This is a genomic window from Blautia sp. HA9023 (assembly GCF_056504095.1).
In genome coordinates this window covers 332,898-358,552 of record NZ_JBWLUR010000010.1, presented here as the reverse complement: position 1 = coordinate 358,552, position 25,655 = coordinate 332,898, and the positions used below count along the sequence as shown (strand labels likewise).

Sequence of the window (25,655 nt, the reverse complement as noted above, 5' to 3'; positions counted from 1 at the left end):
AAGCCTGCAACTGTGCGGAAGACGCTTATAGGATCATTTGGGGAGGATTTTAATGGGAAATATTCTGGATTATCTGGACTGGAGAGGGGATCTTACTTTTGAACAGACACCCTTTAATCAAGTAGACAATCTGATACTGGCATGTTTTTCTTATCTGGATCTGGATGAAATAGCTGATGTAAAAAACGGGAATACTCTTTCTGTGGAAGAACTTTTTGAGATATTTTCCGGAAAAGAAAAGGATGGAGAGGTGAAAGCAGAAAGTGCTTTTCTGCAAAATACACCAATTCTTCTTGAAAAAATGGCCAGCTCAGAAAGATTTCGAAAATGCAGGGCAGGAGGATATGTTAATGAGATCCTTTTCCGGAAAGCGCAGCAGTTTTCGGCAGTTACAGTGGAACTTCCTGACGGAACTGCATATATTTCTTTTCGTGGAACGGACGATACCATTGTAGGATGGAAAGAAGATTTTAACCTGAGCAACGGAATTGTGCCCTCTCATAGAAAAGCACTGGAATATCTGGAATTTAATGGGACTTACATGCAGTCCATGATTCGACTCGGAGGGCATTCCAAGGGAGGAAATCTGGCTATGTACACGGCAATGCAGTGTGATGACGCACTTCAGGAAAAAATCCTTTCCGTTTATGACAACGACGGCCCGGGTTTCCCGGAAGCGTTTTTCAGTTCAGAGAAAGTAGAAAAGGTTTTGCCAAAAGTCACTCGTATCATTCCTGAGGCATCGGTGATCGGTATGCTGCTCAACCACCAGAAAGATCCTCTGATTGTAGCGAGTACCCAGAAGGGAATCCTGCAGCATGATGCTTTTACCTGGGAGGTGATGGGACCATCCTTTATAGAGAAAGAAAGTCTGACGAGAAGAGCGGCGGCATCAGATCGGAGTCTCCATAAATGGATCGACCATATGGATGAAAGACAGAGGGAGCATCTGATCGGGGAACTTTTTTCCGTGCTGGAAGCAACCGGAGCAGAGACGATTTCACAGATTCAGGACGGCGGCCTGAAAAGTCTGGCGGCCATGGTACGTCAGCTGGATAAACTGGAACCCCGGTCCAAGATCATGGTTCAGGAACTGATCGCCGGAATTTTCGGCAGCTGGCTGGAACTCCTTCCGCTGCCGGAGCTTGACAAAAAGCGTTTTCTGCCATAACATAGGAGTTAACTCTGATAAAAATTGGAAAAAACGGAAAGGGGACATCAGAAAATGAGCGAAAAAGTCGTAAATGCGGCCCTTCTTGGTCTTGGAACAGTAGGAACCGGAGTCTATAAAGTTATCAAAAATCAGGAGCAGGAAATGACAGCCAAGCTTGGACGTCAGGTAAAGATCACGAAGATCCTGGTGCGTAACCTTGAGAAAGCATCTAAGAAGGTGGAAGATCCATCTGTTCTTACAACAGACTGGGCAGATATAGAAGGAGATTCTTCCATAGATATTGTGATCGAGCTGATCGGAGGAATTGAGCCGGCACGTACTTATATTCTTGCAGCACTGAAAGCCGGAAAGAACGTGGTGACTGCAAACAAGGATCTGATCGCAGTCCACGGAAAAGAGATTCTGGAAACCGCCAAGGCTGCACAGAAAGATTTCCTGTTTGAGGCTGCTGTTGCCGGAGGAATTCCGATCATCAGCCCGCTGAAGAACAGCCTCGAGGCCAACCATGTAACGGAAGTGATGGGAATCGTAAACGGAACTACGAACTTTATCCTCACCAAGATGTCCCAGGAGGGAATGGAATTTTCAGATGCCCTTGCTCTTGCCACAGAGCTTGGATATGCAGAGGCAGATCCTACTGCAGATATAGAAGGAATTGACGCAGGAAGAAAGGTAGCGATCCTTGCCTCCGTTGCTTTTAATTCCAGAGTTACTCTTGACAATGTTCATATCGAGGGAATCACCAAGATCACAGCGAAAGATATCCGCTACGCCAAGGAAATGGGCTGTGAGATCAAACTTCTGGGTGTTGCACGCTGCCAGGAGGACGGTGTTGAGGCTTATGTATGCCCGATGCTGATCCCGGCAGAGCATCCGCTTGCATCTGTCAATGATTCCTACAATGCGGTATTTGTACATGGAGATGCTGTAGGTGATACCATGTTCTACGGACGTGGAGCAGGAGAACTTCCAACAGCAAGTGCAGTTGTCGGTGATATATTTGAGGTAGTCCGTAACATGAAAGCAGACTGCTGTGGACGTGTGGGCTGCACCTGCTATAAGACACTTCCCGTAAAAGCCATGGCAGATACCCACAACCGTTATTTCCTCCGTCTGCAGGTTGAGGACCGCTGTGGTGTGCTTGCGGAGATCCTGGAGCATTTTGCAAAATATCAGGCAAGTGTTGCACAGATCATGCAGAAAGAGAGCAAGAGACCGGATACAGCAGAGGTTGTTGTGATCACCAAGCTGGTAAGTGAGGGCGCTTTCTTTAAGGTTAAGGAAGAACTGGAGAACAGTGCATCTGTAAGAAAGATCTCTTCCATGATCCGTGTATATGAGAAATAAAAAAAGCGTTGCAAAATTCCTGGATTTTGGTACTATATAAAATGGAAAACAAAAGAATCCCGGATGGCGCAGGAAGTTTCCATATCGTCGGAAATCTGTGCCGGATGGAACTTCGATCAAAGATAAGAAGGGGAAAATTATGAGTAAAAAACCAACAGTTTTAATGATCCTTGATGGATACGGACTCAATGACAGACATGACGGAAATGCTGTATATGAGGCGAAGACACCGGTTATGGACGGACTTATGAAAGATTATCCGTTTGTAAAAGGCAATGCCAGCGGTCTTGCTGTAGGTCTTCCGGATGGACAGATGGGTAACTCAGAGGTTGGCCATATGAACATGGGCGCAGGCCGTATCGTATACCAGGAGCTTACAAGAATCACAAAAGAGATCCAGGACGGAGATTTCTTCAAGAACGAGGCACTTCTCGCTGCTATGAAGAATGCAAAAGAGAACGATTCTGCAATCCATTTCATGGGACTTCTTTCTGACGGTGGTGTACACAGCCACAATACCCATCTCTATGGACTTCTTGAGATGGCCAAGAGAGAAGGACTTAAGAAAGTTTACGTACACTGCTTCCTGGACGGACGTGACACACCGCCTGCATCCGGTAAAGAGTTTGTAGAGCAGCTGGAAGCCAAGATGAAAGAGATCGGCGTTGGTGAGATCGGTGTGATTTCCGGACGTTACTATGCAATGGACCGTGATAACCGCTGGGATCGTGTAGAGCTTGCATACAAAGCTCTTACACAGGGCGAAGGAGTAAAGGGAACAGATGCTGCGGCAGCAGTTCAGGCTTCCTATGATGATGGCAAGACCGATGAGTTCGTACTTCCGACAGTGATCGAGAAAGACGGCAAACCGGTTGCAACCATTTCTGATAAGGATTCCGTTGTATTCTTCAACTTCCGTCCGGACCGTGCAAGAGAGATCACAAGAGCTTTCTGCGATGATGATTTCAAAGGCTTTGAGAGAGTGAAGAGACTGGATACTACATTCGTATGCTTCACAGAGTATGATGATACGATCCAGAACAAACTGGTAGCATTCCACAAAGTTCTTCTTCACAATACATTCGGTGAATATCTTGCAGCTCACAATATGACACAGGCACGTATCGCTGAGACAGAGAAGTACGCACACGTTACTTTCTTCTTCAACGGTGGCGTTGAGGAGCCGAACAAGGGAGAGGACAGAATCCTTGTAAAATCCCCGAAGGTTCCGACCTATGACATGCAGCCGGAGATGAGCGCACCGGAAGTTTGCGAGAAACTTGTTGAGGCAATCAAATCTGATAAATATGATGTGATCATCATCAACTTCGCAAACCCGGATATGGTTGGCCACACAGGTGTCGAGGCAGCTGCGATCAAGGCTGTTGAGACTGTTGATGAGTGTGTAGGAAAGGCTGTAGAGGCAATCAAAGAGGTTGACGGACAGCTCTTTATCTGCGCTGACCACGGTAATGCAGAACAACTTATAAATTATGAGACCGGTGAGCCATGGACTGCTCATACAACCAATCCGGTTCCGTTTATCCTGGTAAATGCAGATCCGAAATACACACTTCGTGAGAACGGATGCCTTGCAGACATCGTTCCGACACTGATCCAGCTTATGGGCATGGAGCAGCCGAAGGAAATGACAGGAGAGTCTCTTCTTGTTGAGAAATAAATAAGATATATGGAATCCCTGCAGATTTTCAAAGATCTGCGGGGATTTTTTTCGTCGGATTGTTCCTATTTTCACACATGGAAAAATTTTTCAAAATCATCTTGTAAAATCATTCCATTTCAACTATAATCCCTCTGATACATAAAGATAGGTAAGTTTTGAGTAAGTATAAAGTTATAAAAAGAATAACAAAAGCAGCACAAAGTTTATAATTGAATGAATTAAGCAGGGGGAAAAGTATTTCATGAAAACAGACATGACACAGGGGAAGCCGGTAAAAGTGCTCCTGGGATTTACGATCCCGGTATTTATCGGTAATGTATTTCAGCAGTTCTACAATATGGTAGATGCGGTAGTTGTGGGAAAATTTGTAGGAACAAAGGCACTGGCGGCAGTCGGCTCAACGGGAACGATCATCTTTCTGATCATAGGTTTCCTTCTGGGACTGACAGCCGGATTTACCGTACTGACTGCGCAGAAATATGGTGCGGGAAAAATGGATGAGATGCGCCAGACCGTAGGAAACGCACTGATCCTGACCGCTGTGATTTCCGCAGTTATGACAGCCATCAGCATGACAGGCATGCATGCACTTCTGAAATTCATGCATACACCGGATGATATTTTTAAGGACGCATATGCCTACGTTATGATTATCTGCGGAGGTATTTTTGCCCAGGCATTATATAATATCCTGGCCAGCATCCTACGTGCACTGGGAAACAGTAAAGTGCCACTGTATTTTCTGATCTTATCTGCAATGCTGAATATTGTGCTGGATCTCGTATTTATCATCGTGTTTAAGCTGGGAGCGCCTGGAGCAGCCTGGGCTACCATTATTTCCCAGGGAGTTTCAGGAGTCTTATGTCTGGTATATATCTGGAAGTTTGTACCGGAGCTCCGTATGAAAAAAGAAGACTGGTATTTCAGATGTAACCTCGCAGCCAAGCAGATCGGTGTGGGAATCCCAATGGGACTGCAGTATTCCATTACGGCGATCGGAACCATGATGGTACAGTCAGCCTTAAATATGCTTGGCTCTTATGCGGTGGCGGCGTTTACAGCAGGAAGTAAGATCGAGCAGATCTTCACCCAGGCATATGTGGCACAGGGAACTGCCAGCGCTACCTACAATGCACAGAATATCGGAGCCGGAAAGCTTGAGAGAGTGCGCGAAGGCTTCCGGGCTTCGCATTTTATAGGAATTGTATATTCTGTTGTTGTTGGTAGTTTTCTGTTCTTTGCGGGAAAATATTTTGCATATCTGTTTATCTCAGATAACATTGAAGAAGTGCTTCCTATGGTAGCAATCTATGTAAAATGTGTGGCACTGTTTTTTATTCCTCTGTATTTTGTCAATGTACTGCGAAACGGGATCCAGGGAATGGGATATGGTCTTCTTCCTATGATGGCCGGTGTGGCTGAGCTTGCAGGAAGAGGGATCACCGCTACCGTTGCAGCCGGAAAAAGCAGCTATGTTGGTACCTGCCTGGCAAGTCCGGTGGCATGGGTTTTTGCATCGGTGCTTTTATGGGGCATGTATTTTTATGTTATGAAAGATATGTCCCGGAAATTGTACGGTACAAATAAGTTATAAAAAAACCGTGAAATGAGATGCAATTTCCAGAAAGTATGATATAATGAAAAAGCTGGTAACTGATCCGTGCACATCAGTGCGGATTAGCCCGGAAAGTATCAATGGAAAGGTGTCTTTTCGAAAGACACATAAACATAGAGGTGAAATATAAATATGAGCAACGAGGAGAAGAAAGACATCGAAGATAAGATCAATGACGCCATGGCGAAGATTGTCAGTGATACAGTCGGAGATGTCCAGCCTGAGAAAAAATCAGATCCATCCGCTTCTCACGTAACAGCAGAGAACTCAAAATCTGCAGGACATTCGAAGTCAGCCAGACCATCTAATGTGTCGCATGGAAGATCTGCGAGATCATCCGGTGGATCAGGAACTTCAAGATCAGGACGGCCATCTGGCAATGGTACAGTCACTTCCAAGTCAGCGAGGCCGAAGAAGATCAGTTATGTGCCTATTGATGAATCTGAATTTGCCCCCATCGTTCTCCCCAAAAAGAAAAAGCATAAGGCTTTGAGGGTAACTGGAATGATCGCAGCGATGGTTCTGGTTGCTGCCGGGTGTGCGTACGCAGGAGTGTCTTATTACTACACGAATCATTTTTTTGAGGGGACAACGATCAATGGAATTAACAGTTCCAATAAAACTGCGTATGAGGTAGAACAGGAGATCGCCAGTAAGATGGCGGATTACAGCATTGAGATAAAGGCCAGAGATCAGGAAGCACAGACGATCACCGGTTCGGATATCGACTATCGCTATATATCAAGTGGAGAGATATTGAATCTTCTGAAAGAGCAGAAACCTTATGAATGGGTGAAAGGTTTTTTTGAAAAAACAACCTATACAGCGAAAGAGGAGACAGCTTTTGACAAGACCAAGCTGGAGAATGAGGTGAAGTCGCTGAACTGTGCACAGAAGGAGAATCAGGTAGCTCCGGAAAATGCATACGTAAGTTTTAATAATTCTGAGTTCACTATTGTGCCGGAGACAGCAGGAAGTGAGCTGAAGGTAAAAGAAGCTTATCAGATGATCAGTGAGGCCATCAGCAGTGATGACGCGGAAGTAGATCTGGGAAGCAATCCGGATGCTTATGTCACAGCCGATATCACAAGTGACAGTGCTGATCTTCAGGCAACTGTAGATGCATACAACAATTTTGCGAAAGCAAGTATCACGTATACATTTGGGGATGAGACAGTAACTCTTGACGGAAATACGATCAAAGACTGGCTGCAGTTTGACGAGAAAGGACAGCTGATCCAGGATGATGCGTCTTTTAAACAGCATATTGTTGATTATGTAGCACAGCTTGCGGCAGCACATGACACAGTTGGCACAGAGCGGCAGTTCCAGACTACAAGTGGAAGAACAGTATCTGTATATGGATCTGCATATGGCTGGAAGATCGATCAGGACGGAGAGGTAGCACAGCTTACCCAGGAGATACAGTCCGGAACGCAGACGACCAGAGAGCCGGTTTATTCCATGAGAGCCAATTCCTATGGCGTCAATGATCTGGGTAATACTTACATTGAGGTGGATCTGACTGAGCAGTATATGTGGTATTATCAGGATGGAAATGTAATATTTGAGTCGGATATCGTATCCGGACTCGCAAGTGATCCGGAGAGAAAAACGCCTCCTGGAATTTTCACCATGTATTACAAGAAGAGCCCGGATGTACTCCGTGGTACCAAGAAAGCAGATGGAACATATTCTTATGAACAGCCGGTAACTTACTGGATGCCGTTTAACGGAGGAATTGGATTCCATGATGCGGACTGGCAGCCATACTTTGGTGGTGACCGGTATCTCACAGGAGGTTCCCACGGCTGTATCAATATGCCGCCGGATAAGGCAGGAGAGCTTTACAATATTATTCAGTACAATGTTCCGATTATCTGTTTTTATTGATCGGATCTATAGCAATAACAAACAGGAGCCAGCCGGTGATCCGGTGCGGGGCTCCTGTTATTTATAAGGAGGAAAATAATTATGTTTGATCAGACATTCAGTTATGTACTGGCAATTGCGGCGCTGGTAATAGGCGTTATGCTTCTTACAGGTCATGGATCTGTGTTTATGAAAGGTGGGAATACTCAGGCCAGAGCACAGAAATATGATGAGAAAAAAATGGAAAAGTTTTCCGGAATCTGCCTGATTCTTATTGGAATTGCCACCGGGGTCGATGCTTTTACCGAAAGCATGGCAGCAAAGATTGCATATGTGGTTATCTTATTTGTGATCCTCGCAGTTTTTCTGTTTCTTCTCAGAACAAAATGTCTGAAAAAATAATATAGGGCCGATTTCTGTGATCCATAAAAAACCTCTCTGTGGATATCCGGAAACGATTCTTATCGTTTCCGGATTCGCAGAGAGGTTTTTATTTTGAGTAATCCTGTAAAGGTCTGACAGCATTGTGGGAAGCGGTAGATCACATCCGGACAAGTTCCTTTTGATGCATTAATTCCCGGAACTACTATCGTTTAATTTTGTACGGCTGGTATGACGGAATGTCATTGTAAAGACAATGCCCTTTACAATGGAAGTAAGGGAAAGCGCCCACCAGATACCGTCAAGTCCCATTCCCACGTGAGTCAGCAGCATGGCAAGCGGAATTCTGGAACCGGTCAGGATAATGCTGATGATACTGCAGAGTTTGGTCATTCCAAGACCGGACAGAGCACCGATGGTCATCAGCTCAATGGCCATAAACGCCTCGCTGAAACCAATGATGATCAGGTAATTTACGGAAATTCCAAGTGACTCCGGATCATGGAAAAACAGACCGGAGATCGGGCGTGGAAGCAGCACAAAAGATGCGGTTATAATAAGACCCCAGATTGCCAGGATGCCGAAAGAAATGCGGTATCCATGGCGGATTCGGTCGTATTTTTTTGCACCGAAATTCTGTGCGGTAAATGCATTTAATGCAGAGGCAAAACCATCTGCGGTATTCCAGGAAACAGATTCGATCTGCCCGCCCACACGCTGGACAGCGATGGCAGCAGCACCGAAGGCGGAAACCATTCTGGTCAGTACCATGGAGATCATGCAGTAGATCATGCTCTGGATAGCTGTTGGCAGACCAATGCGGAGGATATTTTTATAAAATTTTCCCGGAAAACGTGAGAAAAGATGAAGCCCACGAAGTACATTGGGTTCCAGCCTGGACGTAAAAATACGGAAAACCAACACTGAAAAAACCAGGATCTGAGCAGTTACTGTGGCAATGGCAGCCCCCACAGTCTCAAGCCGTGGAAACGGTCCCACGCCAAGAATCAGGAGTGGATCCAGGATCATATTTCCTACAAGTCCCAGAAAATTGGCCATCAGTGGTGACCTGGAATCTCCCTGAGCTGTGAAAAGTCCGGTGAGGGTCAGGTTCAGGAAGGAAAAAATGATCAGTCCGCAGGTGATCAGCATATAAGATCTGGCAGAAGCATAGGCATCAGGGTCTGCCAGATTAAAAAATCCGATCAGCGGATCGAGAAAAACGATGCTTGCCAAAGCAAATAAGAGGCCGAACAGAATGGTCATCTGCAAGGCACTGGCTGCGTAGAAACCGGCTTCTTTATAATCTTTCCTGCCGCAGGCCTGGGCAGTGTTTACCTGTCCGCCCATTCGGGGAAGGGCGACCAGTCCCTGGGAAAGCCACACATACATGCCACCTACCCCTACGCCGGCAACTGCTTTGGATCCCAGAAGCCCGATCCAGGCCATGTCCGTGATATTATAGGCAGTTCCCAGAAAGGAAGAGGCCATGATAGGAAGGGCCAGTTCCGCAAGAGTTTTCAGGATTGGACCGGAAGTAAGGTCTATGGATTTTGATCTTTTCATACTCATCTGCATATCTCCGTAAGGTCAAAAGGCCTGGTGATCCGGTAATCCGGTTTATCCACCTGACCGAAACCGTATTCAGCAAAGATAAAAGGAACTCCTGCTTTCCGGCAGGCATTAAAGTCTCCTATAGTATCACCGATATAAACCGGATCGGAAAGATTATTATCCTCGCGGATCTTCATGATATTTTCCGCTTTGGCCATGCCGGTGTCACCGGGACAGAGATGGCCCTTGAAATAGTGGCCAAAGCCTGTGGATTTTAGGAACACTTCAATATATCCGGCCTGACAGTTGCTGACGATAAAAAGAGGAAAACGGCTGGAAAGGATCTTCAGTGTTTCCTCAAGATCCGGATACAGCGGAGCACATTTGCGAAGCAGTGCCTCGTGCTCTGCCTGGCAGCAGCCGTCAATGATCCGAAGCTGTTCCGCTTCCGAAAGCTCCGGAAAAAGAGCTCTGGCAATATCCGGTAAAAGCTGACCAAAAAGCCCCATCAGTCGCGCAGAACTTACATCAGTATCCATGTGTTCCGTATGGATAAGGTAATCGCTCCATGCCTCAGCCACGATTCCTGTGGAATCCCAGAGCGTACCGTCAACATCAAAAATAATACTGTCCATCAGAAAAACCTCCCAAAATATCTGTAATATGTAAAAAAGCAACTCTTTGTACTGGACATAGTACAAAACAATTCTATATGAGAAAAGAAAAAAAAGCAACTGCGCTTTTGAAGATTTTATGTTATAGTAAAAGATATGAGGGAAAAAATATGAACTATAAAAATACGATCAGAGGTATTTTCAAAGACAGGCCAAACCGGTTTATCGCCCATGTACAGATCGGGGATCAGCTGGAGACGGTTCACGTAAAGAACACAGGCAGATGCAGAGAACTTCTTGTTCCGGAAACAGAAGTGATCCTGGAAAAGAGTGACAATCCTGCCAGGAAAACAAAATACGATCTGATCTGTGTAAACAAGGCGGGCCGTTGGATCAATATGGATTCCCAGGCTCCGAATAAAGCAGCAGAAGAGTGGGTGGCAGCCGGAAATCTTTTTCCGGAGAAAGTGACTGTCAGGCGGGAGAAGACATATGGAAACTCCCGTTTTGATCTGTATGTGGAATCTGAAGAGCGAAAGGCTTTTATTGAGGTAAAAGGCGTCACCCTGGAAGAAAATGATATCGTGCGTTTTCCGGACGCGCCTACAGAGCGTGGGATCAAGCATCTCCACGAACTGATGAAAGCGGCATCTGACGGCTATGAGGCCTATCTTCTTCTGGTGATCCAGATGAAGGACGTACGGTATTTTGAACCGAACCGGGAGACACATCCGAAGTTCGGGGAAACACTTAAGGAGGCAGCAGATGCCGGTGTCCACATCCTGGCCTATGACTGCGCCATCACGGAAGATTCCATGAAGATCTGTGATCCGGTACCGGTGAAATTATAGAAAGGAAACAATATGACCGAAAACATTGCAGAACCCCTTCTGAAATGGTACGATAAAAACAAGAGGATCCTGCCCTGGCGTGATAAGGACAATGCCTATTACACCTGGGTATCGGAGATCATGCTCCAGCAGACCAGAGTGGAAGCTGTGAAACCTTATTTTGCACGGTTTATCCAGGAGCTTCCAGATGTGGCAGCACTTGCGGCGGCGCCGGAGGAGCGTATTGTCAAGCTGTGGGAGGGACTTGGCTATTACAGCCGTGTCCGCAACATGCAGAAAGCGGCCATTCAGGTCATGGAAGAATATGACGGCAGGATTCCTGAAGACTTTGAGACACTTCTCTCGTTAAAAGGAATAGGAAGATATACGGCAGGTGCCATTGCATCCATTGCCTACGGGAAGAAAGTCCCGGCAGTAGATGGAAATGTACTGCGGGTATATACAAGACTAACCGAAAACCATGAAGATATCATGAAACAGTCTGTGCGGAAAGCTGTAGAAAACGAGCTTACAGAGCGGATGCCCAAGGATCGGCCCGGAGATTTCAACCAGGCCATGATGGAACTGGGAGCTGTAGTCTGTGTTCCAAACGGAACGGCAAAATGCGAAGAATGTCCTCTAGGAGAATTCTGCCTTGCCAGAAAACACGGAACAGTAGAAGAACTTCCGGTAAAAGCACCGAAAAAAGCCCGCACCATAGAACAGCGCACCATCCTTGTAATCCAGGACGGTGCCAGCACAGCAATTCGGAAACGCCCGGATACAGGACTTTTGGCAGGCCTTTATGAGCTTCCCAATGTGGAAGGACACCTGACCAAAAAGGCAGCTCTCGCCCAGGTAAAAGATATGGGACTGGAACCCTTAAGGATCGAAGCACTGCCGGATGCGAAGCACATTTTTTCACATATTGAATGGAGGATGTGCGCTTACCGTATCGCGGTATCTTCTCTGGAAGAAGCACCTAGGGAAAAGTTCCTGTTTGCAGATAAGAGAGAATCTGCCGAGAAATATGCAATACCATCTGCGTTTCGCGCATACACCAGATACATGAAGGAGGAAAACACATGAAACTTTTGAGCGTAGCAATACCATGCTATAATTCAGAGGCTTATATGTCAAAATGCATCAATTCCCTGCTGATCGGAGGAGAGGAAGTAGAGATCATCATTGTAGATGATGGTTCCAGTGACCGTACTGCCGAGATTGCAGAGGATTATGCCGAGAAATATCCAACCATCGTAAAAGCCATCCATCAGGAAAACGGCGGCCATGGACAGGCAGTGAACACAGGAATCAAAAACGCAACAGGACTTTATTTCAAAGTTGTGGACAGCGATGACTGGGTAAATCAGGATGCCTATTATGAGATTCTGAAGACACTTTACGATCTCACCCGCGGAGCCGAGACTGTGGATCTTCTTATCAGTAATTTCGTCTATGAGAAGCAGGGAGCTACCCGCAAAAAGGTCATGCAGTACAGACACTGTTTTCCAACAAACCAGATTTTCGGATGGGACGAAGTACGCCATATGAAAAAAGGCCAGTACCTTCTTATGCATTCCATGATCTACCGTACCAAACTTCTTCATGACTGTGGAATGGAACTTCCGAAGCATACGTTCTATGTAGATAATCTGTTTGCGTTTGAGCCGCTTCCCTATGTAAAAAATCTCTATTATCTGGATGTGAATTTCTACCGGTATTTTATTGGAAGAGATGATCAGTCCGTCAATGAGAAAGTAATGATCAAACGTATTGATCAGCAGATCCGTGTAAACAAGCTGATGGTGGATGCCTATCTGAAAGCAAATGTAAGCAACCGGAGACTCCGTGCGTATATGTTCAGCTATCTGGATATCATCACAACCGTTTCTTCAATCATGCTGGTAAGAGCTGCAACGCAGGAATGCCTGGATAAAAAACAGGAGCTGCAGGATTATATCAAAGATCAGAATATGGGACTGTACCGGAAACTTCGGAGAAGTCTTTTCGGAAGAGTGTCCAACCTTCCGGGAAGAGGTGGAAGAAAGATGTTTGTGGCAGCCTATAAGATCTGTCAGAAGTTTTATGGATTTAACTAGGACGCAAATAAAAAAGCCCCCAACGGGGCTTTTTTTGTTATAAATTTTGTTCCGGTTTCTTCTTGCTCATCTGTGCCATAGCACGCTGTTCCTCATAATCTTCCACTCTCTGTGGGTAGAACAGCAGATGTCCGAACAATGCCAGTGTGGTACCGAGACATACATCGATCACCGAATGCTGTTTGATAAACATGGTGGACAGGATGATCAGAATGGAAAGGATCAGAGATCCTCTCTGGATCCATTTCTTATCTTTCAGTGCCTGGCAGTGATGGATGGCAAAATAAACAGCCAGGGAATTAAATACATGGATACTTGGCAGGATGTTGGTCGGGGTATCTGTCCTGTAGATTTCTGCAATCAGCTGTGTAAAGATATTGTTTCTCGGGAATACCGCAGGGCGGAGATGCTGAATATTCGGATAGATGTAGGAAACAACAAGGAAAACCGTCATTCCCATCATCAGATTGAAGATCAGCTGGAAATATTCCCGTTTATTCTTATTGCGGAACAGGAAATACACAACTGTCAGTATCACATATGGAAACCATAAAAGGTACGGAATAATAAAAATCTCGCAGAACGGGATCATATCATCAAAAACAGTATGTACAACATGGTAGGCACGTACAGGCCGCTGTTCCAGATATCCAAACAGGATAAGATACACAACGAAATAGATCGCTATGATAAAACCGTGCCTGTATTTTTTTATCTTACTCAACATTTTGCCGCTCCTTTTCTTGATGTATGGCCAAAATGCCATGGGTGTCAGTCTTAAGCTTCTTTTTTGTCAAGTATCTACCTGCTACTATAACACAGGCATTATGATTTTTAAAGGTTTCTTTTCAATGGTCACAGAAAATTCACGCTGGATTCCGCCGGATTCTCCGTCTTTATGCACAGGAAGAGGACGGTCACTTGTAATATGTACGTTTTTGCACTGCGAAATATGTACACCGCGAAGGTGTGTATGTTTTCCCCAGAGTGCACCTGGCAGGCAGAAAGGCATTTTCAGTTTGGAGATTCCTTCAATGACGATTACATCCAGAAGGCCGTCATCCGGACTGGCATCCGGGCAGAACTTAAAGCCGCCTCCTTCGTATTTCTGGTTCATTACAGCCACAAACCAGGTTTTCCCGAAGGTTTGTGGTTCGCTTCCGTCAAAGGTTACCGTAACCGAAGACGGGGTGAGGAAGAGAAACTGTTTCAGCGCCACCATAAGATAGATCAGTTTGCCCATATGGAGACGGTTGAGAAATTTTTTCCCCGGGGTGATCAGGACTTCCTGGCAGACTGCAGCATCGTAACCCATTCCCGCACTGATGCCGAACCGGTAAGAATGGCTGCCAAGATGGATCACAGGAACATCCATGGAAATCGTCCTTCTGTTCTCAAGGATGGAGTGAAGTGCTTCAAAAGGATCAAATGGCAGGCCCATGCTGCGGCAGAAATCATTGCCGGACCCAACCGGAATAAATCCAAAGATGACTGAAGACAGATCACGGATCCCGGTAAGTACTTCGTAAATTGTGCCATCACCGCCTACAGTTACCAGCGTTACCGGATCTTCCGGCGTTCCAGCGGCACTGATCTTTTCCGCCAGCACTGTGGCGTGTCCCACATATTCTGTGAGAAAATACTGATATGAAATCCCCTGACTTTCCATGATGCTGCGAAGCCGGTTCCAGACATTACGCCCCTCTCCGGATCTTGAATTGGGATTCACAATAAAAGAATACATAATAAAAACCTCCAAACAACTGTCAGCTTTATCATAACATTGACGTCCGGCTTTTACAAATTAAAATTTCTTAAGGATTTCTATATTTTACATAAACTTAACGTTTTTTCTATGTTGGATTTTACGAAGGCACTTTATACTTGCAACTGTCAGGTGAAAAATGAAGTTGGAGGAAAATTATGATATATCTGGTGGAAGATGACGAAAGTATCCGTGAACTTGTTGTATATACATTAAACAGTCAGGGCCTTGATGCACAGGGATTTGAACGGCCATCACTTTTCTGGAAGGCGATGGAAAAAGAACAGCCTTCTCTGGTACTTCTGGATATTATGCTTCCGGAAGAAGACGGACTGTCTATTTTAAAGAAAATCCGTATCCGTCCGGATGTCCGGAAACTTCCGGTGATCATGCTTACTGCAAAAGGCAGTGAATTTGATACAGTGGTAGGCCTGGACAGCGGTGCAGATGACTATATTCCGAAACCGTTCCGCATGATGGAACTGATCTCCAGGGTACGGGCCCTTCTTCGGAGATCAGAGGACAATGGCGCAGAGGAATACCGCATGGAAAATCTTTATGTGTGTCCGGGAAGACATGAGGTGACGGTTGACCAGGAACCAGTGAATCTGACACTGAAAGAATATGAGATGCTTTGTCTCCTTCTGAAAAACAGTGGAACGGTTCTCTCCAGAACTCAGCTTTTAAATCAGATCTGGGGATATGAATTTGACGGGGAAAGCAGAACCGTAGATGTACATATCCGTACCCTCCGCCAGAAACTTGGTTCAGCCGGTGATCTGGTGGAAACGGTTCGTGGGGTAGGTTATAAGATCAGCGGAAAATGCGCGTAATAAAAACAAAAAACACAAAAAAATAAAAGAGCATTTCGACGGAAAAAGGCTTTGGCCCTTTTCTGGACGAAGTGCTTTTTTCATGCTATAATAGGTGAACCCTGGAGCGTAATCGAGAAGGCTCCAAAGAGCATGAGGTGAAATAAAAAATATGAAATCATTAGTGATCGCAGAGAAACCGTCGGTTGCCAGAGACATTGCCAGAGTCCTCCACTGCAGCCAGAAAGGGAACGGAACCCTGGAAGGAAAAGACTATGTGGTGACCTGGGCACTGGGACATCTGGTAACCCTGGCAGATCCGGAAGAATACGATAAAAAATATACCAAATGGGAACTTTCCACTCTTCCCATGATGCCGGAGAAGATGAAACTGGTGGTGATCCGTCAGACATCCAAACAGTACAATGCAGTAAAAACCCAGCTTTACCGGAAGGATATCGGGGAGATCATCATTGCCACAGATGCCGGACGAGAGGGAGAACTGGTAGCCAGATGGATCCTTGCAAAGGCAGACTGTCATAAACCAATCAAACGTCTGTGGATCTCATCGGTAACGGACAAGGCGATCCGTGACGGTTTTGCCCACCTTAAGAATGGTCATGATTATGATAATCTTTACCGTGCGGCACAGGCAAGGGCAGAGGCAGACTGGTTGGTGGGAATGAACGGAACCAGAGCGCTGACCTGTAAATACAATGCACAGCTTTCCTGCGGACGTGTGCAGACACCGACCCTTGCCATGATCGCAAGAAGAGAGCAGGAGATCCGGGAATTTAAACCGGAAAGCTATTACGGAATTACTATTGAGGCAGGAAACGTGCGCTGGACTTGGCGTGACGGAAAGAGCGGAAGCCTCCGTACATTTAAGAAGGAACGTGCCCAGGAGATCCAGACAAAAGCCGGAAAAGGCAGCATTACCGTAACAAAAGTTTCCAGAAAGCCGAAGAAAACTTATGCACCGGGACTTTATGATCTGACAACTCTTCAGAGAGAGGCCAATCAGAAATACGGTTTTTCCGCAAAAGAGACGCTGAACATCATGCAGCGGCTCTATGAGAACCATAAGGTTCTTACTTATCCAAGGACCGATTCCAGATATATCGGAAAAGACGTAGTTCCTACTATTAAAGAACGTCTTCAGGCATGTGGAACAGGTCCTTACCGGAAACTTGCCGGTGTGCTTGCCAACAAACCAATCCAGGCCAATGCAAGTTTTGTGGATGATAAGAAAGTCAGTGACCATCATGCAATTATTCCGACAGAACAGTTTGTACAGCTGGATCATATGACAAATGAGGAACGGAAAATTTATGATATGGTAGTCCGCCGTTTCTTAAGTGTGCTGTATCCGCCGGCTGTATATGAGCAGGTGAGCATGGAAGGAACGGCAGCAGGAGAAACTTTCGCCGCAAGCGGACGAATCGTAAAAAGCGCCGGATGGAGAGAAGTCTATGAAGGTGGCTGTCAGGATGAGGAAGAAGAGGAGGCTGACAGGCTGAAAGACCAGAAGCTTCCGGCCCTTGCGGAAGGCCAGATTCTTACTGTGGAATCTGCATCCCTTACAAATGGACAGACAAAACCGCCTGCAAGATTTACAGAGGCCACACTTCTTGGCGCCATGGAGAATCCGGTCCACTTTATGGAAAGCCACGACAAAAAGGCGGCAAAAACTCTGGGCGAAACCGGCGGTCTTGGAACAGTAGCAACAAGAGCCGATATCATCGAGAAACTTTTTAACAGTTTTATGATGGAAAAAAGAGGCAATGAGATCTACATTACCTCCAAGGCAAAACAGCTCCTGGAACTGGTTCCGGAAGAACTGAAGAAGCCGGAACTTACCGCAGACTGGGAGATGAAACTCAGCGATATCGCAAACGGGAAACTCCGTCAGGATAAATTCCTCACAGGGATCCGTGAGTATGCCTGTGAGATCGTAGATGAGATCAAGAGCGGACAGGGAACGTTCCGCCATGACAATATGACAAACAAGAAATGCCCCAACTGTGGCAAACACCTTTTGGCAGTTAATGGAAAGAATGCGAAGATGCTGGTATGTGAGGACAGAGAATGCGGATACAGGGAGACGGTATCCAGAACTACCAACGCGCGCTGCCCGAAATGTCACAAGCGGATGGAGATGCTTCTGAAGGGAAAAGAAGAGACCTTTGTATGCCAGTGCGGATATAAAGAGAAGCTTTCAGCTTTCCAGGCAAGACGTGCCAAAGAAGGTGCAGGTGTCAATAAAAGGGATGTGCAGCGTTATCTTAAAAAACAGCAGAAAGAGGCCAACGAGCCGGTAAACAACGCATTTGCACAGGCATTATCAGGAATCAGACTGGATTAAATAAGTTGGCTGTCAGAAGCAGGTACCCGGAGATTTGGATATAGATGCGCCGGTCAGAAAGCAGGTATCTGGCAGAACAGGACAGCAGAAAGAGAGGAAACGGATATGGGATTACAGGATGACAGAATGTCAGGAAATATTCAGGATATCGCAAGACTGATCACAAGGCTTCTTCTTAAAGGAGACATTGCCACAGTATACACTTCCGGCAGCAGAGGCAGATTATACAGAAGCAGATCATCTTTTTAAGAAGGTTATCGGACTTGCTGATGAGGGAGATATCAACGGAGCGGAAAATGAGCTTCTTATGAATATGGAGGATGATGATCCAGATTATCTGGAACTTGCCCTTACGTTTTATCTGTATCTCAACGATATGGACGGAGATTACCTGGATGACCACGGTTACTCCAGAGAAGAGGTTCTGGACGGAGTGAAAAGCCTGGCAGAGGACTGGGGCGTTACCGGACTGGAGACTCTGGTCTGATGCGGCGGGAAGTTACGCTGGAGGAGATTTCCGACGGCCGTTTATACGAAGCAAATGACATGGTAAAGGCAGACTGCCAGGACTGCAAAGGCTGTTTTGACTGCTGTACGGGAATGGGAGATTCCGTTGTGTTGGACCCGCTGGATGTATGGCGGTTAAGCCAGGGCCTTCATTTAAGTGCGGACCAGCTTCTCACGGGAAAAATCGAACTTGGCGTTACAGACGGGAACATTTTGCCGCATCTTAAGATGGCGGGCGCAGAGGAACGATGCGTATTTCTGGATGGAAACGGGAGGTGCTCCATCCACAGCTTCCGTCCGGGTTTCTGCCGCCTGTTTCCGCTGGGAAGATATTATGAGGATGGTGGATTTAAGTACATCCTTCAGATCCACGAGTGCAAAAAGACCAGCCGCAGTAAGATCAAGGTCCGGAAATGGGTAGATACACCGGATTTCAAAAATTACGAAAAATTTGTCTGTGACTGGCATTATTTTCTTCTGGATGTACAGGAAGTTCTCTATGAGAGTGAGGACAGTGACCTGATCCGAAACCTGAATATGTATGTGGTAAACCAGTTCTATCGGAAACCTTATGATGGAAACCGGGATTTTTATGAGCAGTTTTACGAGAGACTTGCGGCGGGAAAAGAGCTCCTGAGCCTTGGTATGTGAAACAGACCAGGCAGCGAGGCAGGCTGAATTACCTGCCGGAAAGTCTCTTAAGCGGAGGAAAGAAAGGATTTTTTAACATATGAACTTAAATCAGCTCACATATTTTGTGACGCTTGCCCAGATCGAAAATTATACCAGGGCAGCCAAGCGGCTGGATATTACACAGCCAAGCCTCAGCCATGCCATCTCCAACCTGGAAAAAGAACTCCAGGTTCCACTTTTTGAGCGTCACGGAAGAAATGTGACCATGACCAAATACGGGGAAATGTTTCTGAAATATGTGCAGGACTCCTTACATATCCTGAATCTTGGTGTGGAGAGGATCCAGGAGGCGGCAAGGATTCCAGGCGGAAGCATTTCCATCGGATATATCCATACCCAGGGACGCAGATTTATTCCGGAACTTGTACGTGGGTTTCTTGATGAGCAGGAAGGGAAGAAGATTGATTTTCATTTCCAGAATGCAGCTACCGGGAACCTGATCCGGGGCCTGAAAGAAGAAAAGTTTGACATGATCTTCTGCTCCCGTGCGGAAGGGGAAAAAGAGATCAGTTTTGTACCGGTAGCGGAAGAAAAACTGGTGGCTGTTGTACCGGAAGATCATGCTCTTGCCGGAAAAAATACAGTGACCATAGAGGAACTGGGCCAGTATCCCCAGGTGACTTTTACCCCTACCAGTGGGCTGTATTTTGTGGTGCGTGAACTTTTTGAAAAAGAGGGGATCGTACCGGAAACCGCTTTTGAAGTGGAGGAGGATGGCGCCCTCGCGGGAATGGTGGCAGAAGGGTTCGGTGTGGGAATCGTGCCGGATGTGCCGGTGATCCATACTCTGCCTGTGAAGATCTTAAATATCGAGAATCTTCATTACCGCCGTTACATATACATGGGTATGTTGAAAAAACGGTACCCAAGTTCTCTTGTGGAGCAGTTTCGGGATTATATTTTCAAACATTACCGGATCTATGAAGTGATACAGTAGAATACCTGTGAAAGAATTGTATGAAAAAATCTCTGCTTTTGTAATAATAGGGCAGAGATTTTTTAATCGAATCAAGGAAGTCCCCTGCTTCACTTGCGAAAAGCAATAAGCAGCGGGGGGAGTTGCTTGTATCAGGAGGAGTGATCCTCCTGATAAACTGCGAAGCAGTTATTCGGTGTAGAGCTGTGTAGCGAATGCGGATTGCGAATATCCGTTTGACTGTAGATTTCAATAGGATTTTGGTTATGAGGGCAGAGGAAGAAGTGTGATTCCGGGTGTCAGGGCTCATTCTTCGGTAAGATATGTGACAGGATTCCCTGAAAAAAATCATAGAAAATATCTATGAATCACATGTGCAAATTCAATAAAAGTTTAGGTTGAGATAAAAATGACCAGTTGGTATAATAAGAACAGACACTTGGTTTAAAGTGATAAAGTGATGACGGAAATCCGTGATACAACGAACGAAGCAAAGGAGAAGTTATGAACCAGTTAGAAGTATTAAGAGAGAGCCTTGGACAGTGCGATGAGATCATCCTGGACGCACTGCTTATGAGAAACAGAATCGTAGAGGACATCATGGTATACAAGGAAGCCAACAATCTTCCGGTACTGCAGCCGGAGCAGGAGGCGAAGCAGAAAGGATGGCTGGAAGCCAGAATGGAAGGCAGACGCCATAAGAAAGAAGTTAATGATGTTTTCGCAAGCATCACACAGAACAGTAAGAGAATCCAGTCCAGAAATCTTTTCAACTACAATATTTTCCTGATCGGATTCATGGGCGCAGGGAAATCCACAATCTCTGATTATCTGAAGAACGCGCTGGCTATGGATGTTGTGGAGATGGATCAGTGTATCGTGGAGAGACAGGGAATGAGCATTTCCGATATCTTTGAGACTTACGGAGAAGAGTATTTCCGTGAGCTTGAGACAAACCTTCTCATTGAGATGCAGTCTCAGTCCAATGTTGTCGTATCCTGTGGCGGTGGTGTTCCCATGAGAGAGCGCAACGTTGTTGAAATGAAGAAAAACGGCCGTGTTGTACTCCTTACCGCAAAACCTGAGACGATCCTGGAGCGTGTAAAAGACAACCATGACCGTCCGCTGCTTGAGAACAACAAGACGGTTCCGTTCATCGCAGATCTGATGGAGAAACGTCGTGCGAAATACGAGGCAGCAGCCGACATCGTTATTGAGACCGATGGTAAGAGCGAGCTTGAGATCTGTGAGGAGATGATCCACAGACTTCGTGAGGCAGATGCGAATAAATAATTACTGATTACAGAAACAGAATATTCTTACATAATAAGAGGACAGCTGTCCAATAAACCGTACAGAAACAAGACGGGAATTGGACAGCTGTCTTTTTAGCTGTCTTTTTGGCTGTCAGGAGATCTCCTTTGGAAGGTCTCCCGAAGCTCTTAATTTGTTTTATAGAAAATCTCTTTTGATGTTTTCTCGATTACAAACTTCTTAAAGGCTTCCACAACCGGAGGATGGTATACATCTTTCAGCATGGCCATGTAGAAATTTCTCTGCCAGCTTGGAGAAACAAGGGGCAGGATCTTAAGATCCAAAGAATGAAGGATGGGGATATCCGGGGCAATGCAGATGCCGAAATCATTGGCAACAAATCCTGCGGCAACCTGGTCCTCATCGATCTCAAAGGCCACATCCGGGTACTGACCGATACTCTTAAACAGCTGGTCGATGATCTGGCGGAGCCCACTTCGTTTCTTAAAAATGATCTGTTTGTAAGGAAGGGTTTCCTCCAGATGGATCTCGGATTTCTCCGCAAGAGGATGGCCGGGCGGAACAATAACCACCAGGTCCTGTTTGGCAACCGGGATAAACTCGATCAGCGGTTCGTCATCAAATTTGGAACAGAAGCCGATATCATATTTCTTCTCTTTCAGCCCGGTAAGGATATCGCCGGTAAGAACCTTGTCACAGAACAGATTGAAATTGATCTGTTTTCCTTCGTTGGCGGTGAGAAAATTGCGGATGATCTTCGGCACAAAATCAACTCCAAGGGTCCTGAGAAAAGCCACATCAATTTGCCCTTCTCCTTTTCCTGCAAGCTGGAGGCCGTTTACAGAGGAATCCAGCCGGTTCAGGGTTTCTTCCACATCTCCCAGAAAAGTCTTGCCATATTTGGTGAGAGAAACATTCCGTCCGTTTTTTTCAAATAATTTCACTCCAAGTTCTTCCTCCAGGGAAGAGATCGCATGACTTAAACTGGGCTGTGTGATCGCCAGAACATCAGCAGCTTTCGTGTAATGTTCCAGATGCGCCAGTGTCACGAAATAACGAAGATGATACAGGTTCATTTTCGAAGCTCCTTTCGTAAGTTTAGCTGAATGTTTTATTCAGGCAGATTCCAGTGAAGTCGGATGATCAGAAGGAATTGCCGGTCTGACTGCTGTGACGGTGGCAGTACAGTGAAAATGTTTTTATATAGTATACCACGATATATTGATAAAATCTATGAATTCTCCTGGTACAATCAATTTGTTTTGTATTTAACGAAGTTATATAATGCTTATAGAAAAAAGATACAAAATAATTAAAAAAAACCTAAAAAAATTATTTATATTTTCAGGAGGAGTTATCATGTCAAAAGAATTTCCAATTACAATCAGTTCCTGGACACTTGGGGATCAGTGCAAATTTGAGGACCGTGTAAAAGCTGCCAAAGAAGCTGGCTATGAGGGAATCGGCCTGAGAGCGGAAACCTACGTAGATGCCCTGAATGAGGGACTTTTCGATAAGGATATCCTGGCAATCCTGGATAAATATGACATGAAGGTAACAGAGGTTGAGTATATCGTACAGTGGGCAGAGGAGCATCGTTCCTACGAGCAGAAATACAAAGAACAGCTCTGCTTCCATATGTGTGAATTATTTAACGTAAAACAGATCAACTGTGGACTGATGGAGAACTATTCTGTGGAGTATACAGCACAGAAACTTCGTGAGCTCTGCCAGAGAGCTGGCAAATACATCATCGGCGTTGAGCCAATGCCATACAGCGGAATCCCGGATGTAAAAAAAGGCTGGGCTGTTGTAAAAGCTGCTGACTGCGAGAATGCAAAACTGATCCTCGATACATGGCACTGGGTAAGAGCAAACCAGCCGATCGAACTTTCTGTACTTGAGGGAATCCCGGCAGATAAGATCGTATCCATCCAGATCAACGATGTATGGGAAAGACCATATGCGACAACTATCTTAAGAGATGAGTCCATGCATGACCGCCTTGCTCCTGGAACCGGAATCGGAACAACCGTACCGTTCGTGAAAATGATCCGTGAAAAAGGAATTAAACCAAACGCTATCGGCGTAGAGGTTATCAGCGATGCAAACCTTGAAAAAGGTATCGAGTATGCTGCAAAACATACATACGAGAACACAAAGAAGGTACTGGAAGAAGCCTGGCCAGAGGTACTTTAATCAGAAAGGAGAACCCACATGAAATTCAATGCGATGTTTCAGCCGATCGAGATCGGCCCTATGACCGTAAAAAACCGTTTCGTTGTTCCGCCAATGGGAAATAACTTTGCAAATACAGACGGAACTATGAGCGAGCAGTCCGCTGCATATTATAAGGAAAGAGCAAAAGGCGGATTTGGCCTGATCACTATCGAGGCTACCGTCGTTCACAAAGGCGCAAAAGGCGGCCCGCGTAAACCATGTCTCTATGATGATTCTACCATCGAGAGCTTCCGCAAAGTTATTGACGGATGCCATGTGGAAGGTGCAAAAGTTTCCATCCAGCTTCAGAATGCAGGTCCGGAAGGAAATGCAAAGAACGCAGGAGCACCGATCACAGCAGCAACCAGCATCCCGTCTGTATGTGGACGTGACATTCCGAAACAGCTTACAACAGAGGAAGTTTATGAGCTGATCAAAGGATATGGCGAGGCAGCAAGAAGAGCCATGGAAGCAGGTGCAGATGCTGTTGAGATCCATATGGCACACGGCTATCTGGTAAGCACATTCCTCTCTCCAAGAACAAACAAGAGAGTGGATGAGTTTGGCGGATGCTTTGAGAACCGCATGCGTTTCTCACGCCTGATCATTGAGGAGATCAAGAAAACAACACAGGGCAGGATTGCGATCCTTGCAAGAATCAACTGTGCAGATGAGGTTCCAGGCGGCCTTGACATCCATGACAGCGCGGCGATCGCAGCATACCTGGAAAGCTGCGGACTGGATGCCATCCACGTATCCCGTGCCGTTCATATCAAAGATGAATTTATGTGGGCACCGACGGTTATCCATGGTGGATTCTCCGCATCAGAGGTTGAGGAGATCAAACGTGCGGTAAACATTCCGGTGATCACAGTCGGACGTTATACAGAGCCACAGTTTGCAGAACTGATGGTAAAAGAAGGAAGAGCAGACCTTGTAGCATTTGGCCGTCAGAGCCTTGCAGATCCTGCTATGCCGAAAAAAGCACTGGAAGAGCGTCTGGAGGATATGACTCCATGTATCGCCTGTCTTCAGGGATGTGTTGCAAACATGTATGCAGGAAACCCGATCTGCTGTCTGACCAACCCGTTCCTTGGACATGAGGCAGAGCCAATTGCTAAGACAGAGAATCCGAAGAAAGTTATGGTGATCGGCGGTGGTGTTGCAGGACTTTGCGCTGCATTTATCGCAAAAGAGAAAGGACACGAAGTAACACTTTATGAAGCAGGAGATGTTCTCGGCGGAAACATGAGACTTGCGGCTTATCCACCAGGAAAAGGTGATATCACAAACATGATCCGCAGCTATATCCACCGCTGCCAGAAAGACGGCGTGAAGATCGTGATGAACTGTGAGGTAACTCCGGAGCTTATCAAAGAGGAGAAACCGGACAGTGTGATCATCGCAACGGGTTCCAAGACTCTGATCCTTCCTATCGAGGGAATCGACAATCCGGCCATCATCCACGGTTCTGATCTTCTGGACGGAAAGAGACCAGCAGGCAAAAAAGTTCTTGTTGTGGGCGGTGGAATGGTAGGATGTGAGACCGCTGCATTCCTGGGCGAGCAGGAGCATGATGTAACGGTGATCGAGTTCCGTGATACCGTAGGTGCAGACGTGATCCATGAGCACAGAGTCTATCTCATGAAAGATTTCGAGGACTACGGAATCAAAGAGATCACCGGAGCAAAGGTATGCAAATTCTATGAAGACGGTGTAGAGTACGAGACAGCTGACGGAGTACGTCATGAGACAAGAGGATATGATTCCGTTATCCTTTCCATGGGATTCCGCAATTACAATCCACTTGAAGAAAAGATCAAAGATCTTGTACCTGAGACACACGTGATCGGAGATGCCATCCGTGCAAGACGTGCACTGGATGCAACAAAAGAGGCTTATGAGGTAGCTTCCAGACTCTGATGGGAT

23 protein-coding genes are annotated in these 25,655 nt (G+C 46.0%); 18 read left to right on the top strand and 5 right to left on the bottom strand.

Annotation, left to right across the window (positions count from 1 at the left end):
- The first annotated feature begins 52 nt into the window (after window positions 1-52).
- From AC04Q6_RS17130 to AC04Q6_RS17105, 6 genes are all read left to right on the top strand, one after another.
- Window positions 53-1,171: an Mbeg1-like protein gene (locus tag AC04Q6_RS17130; RefSeq protein ID WP_021977255.1), complete on the top strand. Its 1,119-nt coding sequence runs from the start codon at window positions 53-55 to the stop codon at window positions 1,169-1,171.
- Window positions 1,172-1,225: 54 nt separating this feature from the next.
- Entirely contained in the window at window positions 1,226-2,521 is a 1,296-nt protein-coding gene (locus AC04Q6_RS17125) for a homoserine dehydrogenase (protein WP_021977254.1), read from the top strand.
- A 139-nt stretch (window positions 2,522-2,660) separates the two neighbouring features.
- Window positions 2,661-4,202 carry a 2,3-bisphosphoglycerate-independent phosphoglycerate mutase gene (gene gpmI, locus AC04Q6_RS17120; RefSeq protein ID WP_021977253.1) on the top strand — a complete coding sequence of 514 codons (1,542 nt, stop codon included), beginning with the start codon at window positions 2,661-2,663 and terminating at the stop codon, window positions 4,200-4,202.
- A gap of 244 nt (window positions 4,203-4,446) precedes the next feature.
- Window positions 4,447-5,799: an MATE family efflux transporter gene (locus AC04Q6_RS17115; RefSeq protein ID WP_118071060.1), complete on the top strand. Its 1,353-nt coding sequence runs from the start codon at window positions 4,447-4,449 to the stop codon at window positions 5,797-5,799.
- 153 nt (window positions 5,800-5,952) lie between these two features.
- Window positions 5,953-7,713 carry a L,D-transpeptidase family protein gene (locus tag AC04Q6_RS17110; RefSeq protein WP_476389793.1) on the top strand — a complete coding sequence of 587 codons (1,761 nt, stop codon included), beginning with the start codon at window positions 5,953-5,955 and terminating at the stop codon, window positions 7,711-7,713.
- Window positions 7,714-7,794: 81 nt separating this feature from the next.
- On the top strand, window positions 7,795-8,094 hold the full coding sequence (locus AC04Q6_RS17105) for a DUF3784 domain-containing protein (protein WP_021977250.1): 300 nt from the start codon (window positions 7,795-7,797) through the stop codon (window positions 8,092-8,094).
- Window positions 8,095-8,262: 168 nt separating this feature from the next.
- Here the strand turns inward: AC04Q6_RS17105 and AC04Q6_RS17100 are convergent, their stop codons facing one another.
- Window positions 8,263-9,639, bottom strand: a complete 1,377-nt coding sequence (locus AC04Q6_RS17100; protein ID WP_178087495.1) for an MATE family efflux transporter — start codon at window positions 9,637-9,639, stop codon at window positions 8,263-8,265.
- A 2-nt stretch (window positions 9,640-9,641) separates the two neighbouring features.
- On the bottom strand, window positions 9,642-10,262 hold the full coding sequence (locus AC04Q6_RS17095; RefSeq protein ID WP_021977248.1) for an HAD family hydrolase: 621 nt from the start codon (window positions 10,260-10,262) through the stop codon (window positions 9,642-9,644).
- Between the two features lie 149 nt (window positions 10,263-10,411).
- On the opposite strand from AC04Q6_RS17095, the gene sfsA reads away from it, so the two are divergent.
- From sfsA to AC04Q6_RS17080, 3 genes are read left to right on the top strand one after another with little or no spacing between them, the layout of a single operon-like run.
- Window positions 10,412-11,092 carry a DNA/RNA nuclease SfsA gene (sfsA, locus tag AC04Q6_RS17090; protein ID WP_021977247.1) on the top strand — a complete coding sequence of 227 codons (681 nt, stop codon included), beginning with the start codon at window positions 10,412-10,414 and terminating at the stop codon, window positions 11,090-11,092.
- Between the two features lie 12 nt (window positions 11,093-11,104).
- Complete coding sequence (mutY, locus tag AC04Q6_RS17085) at window positions 11,105-12,160, top strand: A/G-specific adenine glycosylase (RefSeq protein WP_021977246.1); 1,056 nt, start codon at window positions 11,105-11,107, stop codon at window positions 12,158-12,160.
- Window positions 12,157-13,173: a glycosyltransferase family 2 protein gene (locus AC04Q6_RS17080; protein ID WP_021977245.1), complete on the top strand. Its 1,017-nt coding sequence runs from the start codon at window positions 12,157-12,159 to the stop codon at window positions 13,171-13,173. The genes mutY and AC04Q6_RS17080 overlap by 4 nt, the downstream gene beginning before the upstream one ends.
- Before the next feature lie 37 nt (window positions 13,174-13,210).
- Here the strand turns inward: AC04Q6_RS17080 and AC04Q6_RS17075 are convergent, their stop codons facing one another.
- Window positions 13,211-13,900, bottom strand: a complete 690-nt coding sequence (locus AC04Q6_RS17075; RefSeq protein ID WP_021977244.1) for a phosphatase PAP2 family protein — start codon at window positions 13,898-13,900, stop codon at window positions 13,211-13,213.
- Window positions 13,901-13,984: 84 nt separating this feature from the next.
- Window positions 13,985-14,917: a diacylglycerol/lipid kinase family protein gene (locus AC04Q6_RS17070; RefSeq protein ID WP_118071058.1), complete on the bottom strand. Its 933-nt coding sequence runs from the start codon at window positions 14,915-14,917 to the stop codon at window positions 13,985-13,987.
- Window positions 14,918-15,096: 179 nt separating this feature from the next.
- Here AC04Q6_RS17070 and AC04Q6_RS17065 point away from each other — a divergent pair, with 179 nt between their 5' ends.
- From AC04Q6_RS17065 to AC04Q6_RS17035, 7 genes are all read left to right on the top strand, one after another.
- A complete protein-coding gene (locus tag AC04Q6_RS17065; protein WP_021977242.1) occupies window positions 15,097-15,771 on the top strand; it encodes a response regulator transcription factor in 675 nt (224 codons plus the stop codon).
- A 151-nt stretch (window positions 15,772-15,922) separates the two neighbouring features.
- Entirely contained in the window at window positions 15,923-18,115 is a 2,193-nt protein-coding gene (locus AC04Q6_RS17060; RefSeq protein ID WP_118071057.1) for a DNA topoisomerase III, read from the top strand.
- 105 nt (window positions 18,116-18,220) lie between these two features.
- Window positions 18,221-18,364, top strand: coding sequence for a hypothetical protein (locus AC04Q6_RS17055; protein ID WP_476389792.1), 144 nt, complete (start codon window positions 18,221-18,223; stop codon window positions 18,362-18,364).
- Window positions 18,303-18,602, top strand: coding sequence for a DUF6483 family protein (locus AC04Q6_RS17050; protein WP_476389790.1), 300 nt, complete (start codon window positions 18,303-18,305; stop codon window positions 18,600-18,602). The genes AC04Q6_RS17055 and AC04Q6_RS17050 overlap by 62 nt, the downstream gene beginning before the upstream one ends.
- Window positions 18,602-19,273, top strand: coding sequence for a YkgJ family cysteine cluster protein (locus AC04Q6_RS17045; protein ID WP_021977239.1), 672 nt, complete (start codon window positions 18,602-18,604; stop codon window positions 19,271-19,273). Before AC04Q6_RS17050 ends, AC04Q6_RS17045 begins: the two co-directional genes overlap by 1 nt.
- Window positions 19,274-19,352: 79 nt before the next feature.
- The gene (locus tag AC04Q6_RS17040) at window positions 19,353-20,252 is read left to right on the top strand and encodes a LysR family transcriptional regulator (RefSeq protein ID WP_021977238.1); all 900 of its coding nucleotides are present in this window, start codon (window positions 19,353-19,355) and stop codon (window positions 20,250-20,252) included.
- Window positions 20,253-20,735: 483 nt separating this feature from the next.
- The gene (locus tag AC04Q6_RS17035; protein ID WP_021977237.1) at window positions 20,736-21,524 is read left to right on the top strand and encodes a shikimate kinase; all 789 of its coding nucleotides are present in this window, start codon (window positions 20,736-20,738) and stop codon (window positions 21,522-21,524) included.
- Between the two features lie 149 nt (window positions 21,525-21,673).
- Here the strand turns inward: AC04Q6_RS17035 and AC04Q6_RS17030 are convergent, their stop codons facing one another.
- Window positions 21,674-22,582 (bottom strand): LysR family transcriptional regulator, encoded by a 909-nt coding sequence (locus AC04Q6_RS17030; RefSeq protein WP_021977236.1) that lies wholly within the window; start codon window positions 22,580-22,582, stop codon window positions 21,674-21,676.
- A gap of 283 nt (window positions 22,583-22,865) precedes the next feature.
- Here AC04Q6_RS17030 and AC04Q6_RS17025 point away from each other — a divergent pair, with 283 nt between their 5' ends.
- Together AC04Q6_RS17025 and AC04Q6_RS17020 are read left to right on the top strand one after the other, a co-directional pair.
- Window positions 22,866-23,705, top strand: coding sequence for a sugar phosphate isomerase/epimerase family protein (locus AC04Q6_RS17025; RefSeq protein ID WP_118062138.1), 840 nt, complete (start codon window positions 22,866-22,868; stop codon window positions 23,703-23,705).
- An 18-nt stretch (window positions 23,706-23,723) separates the two neighbouring features.
- The gene (locus AC04Q6_RS17020; RefSeq protein WP_118071056.1) at window positions 23,724-25,649 is read left to right on the top strand and encodes an oxidoreductase; all 1,926 of its coding nucleotides are present in this window, start codon (window positions 23,724-23,726) and stop codon (window positions 25,647-25,649) included.
- The last annotated feature ends 6 nt before the right edge of the window (window positions 25,650-25,655 follow it).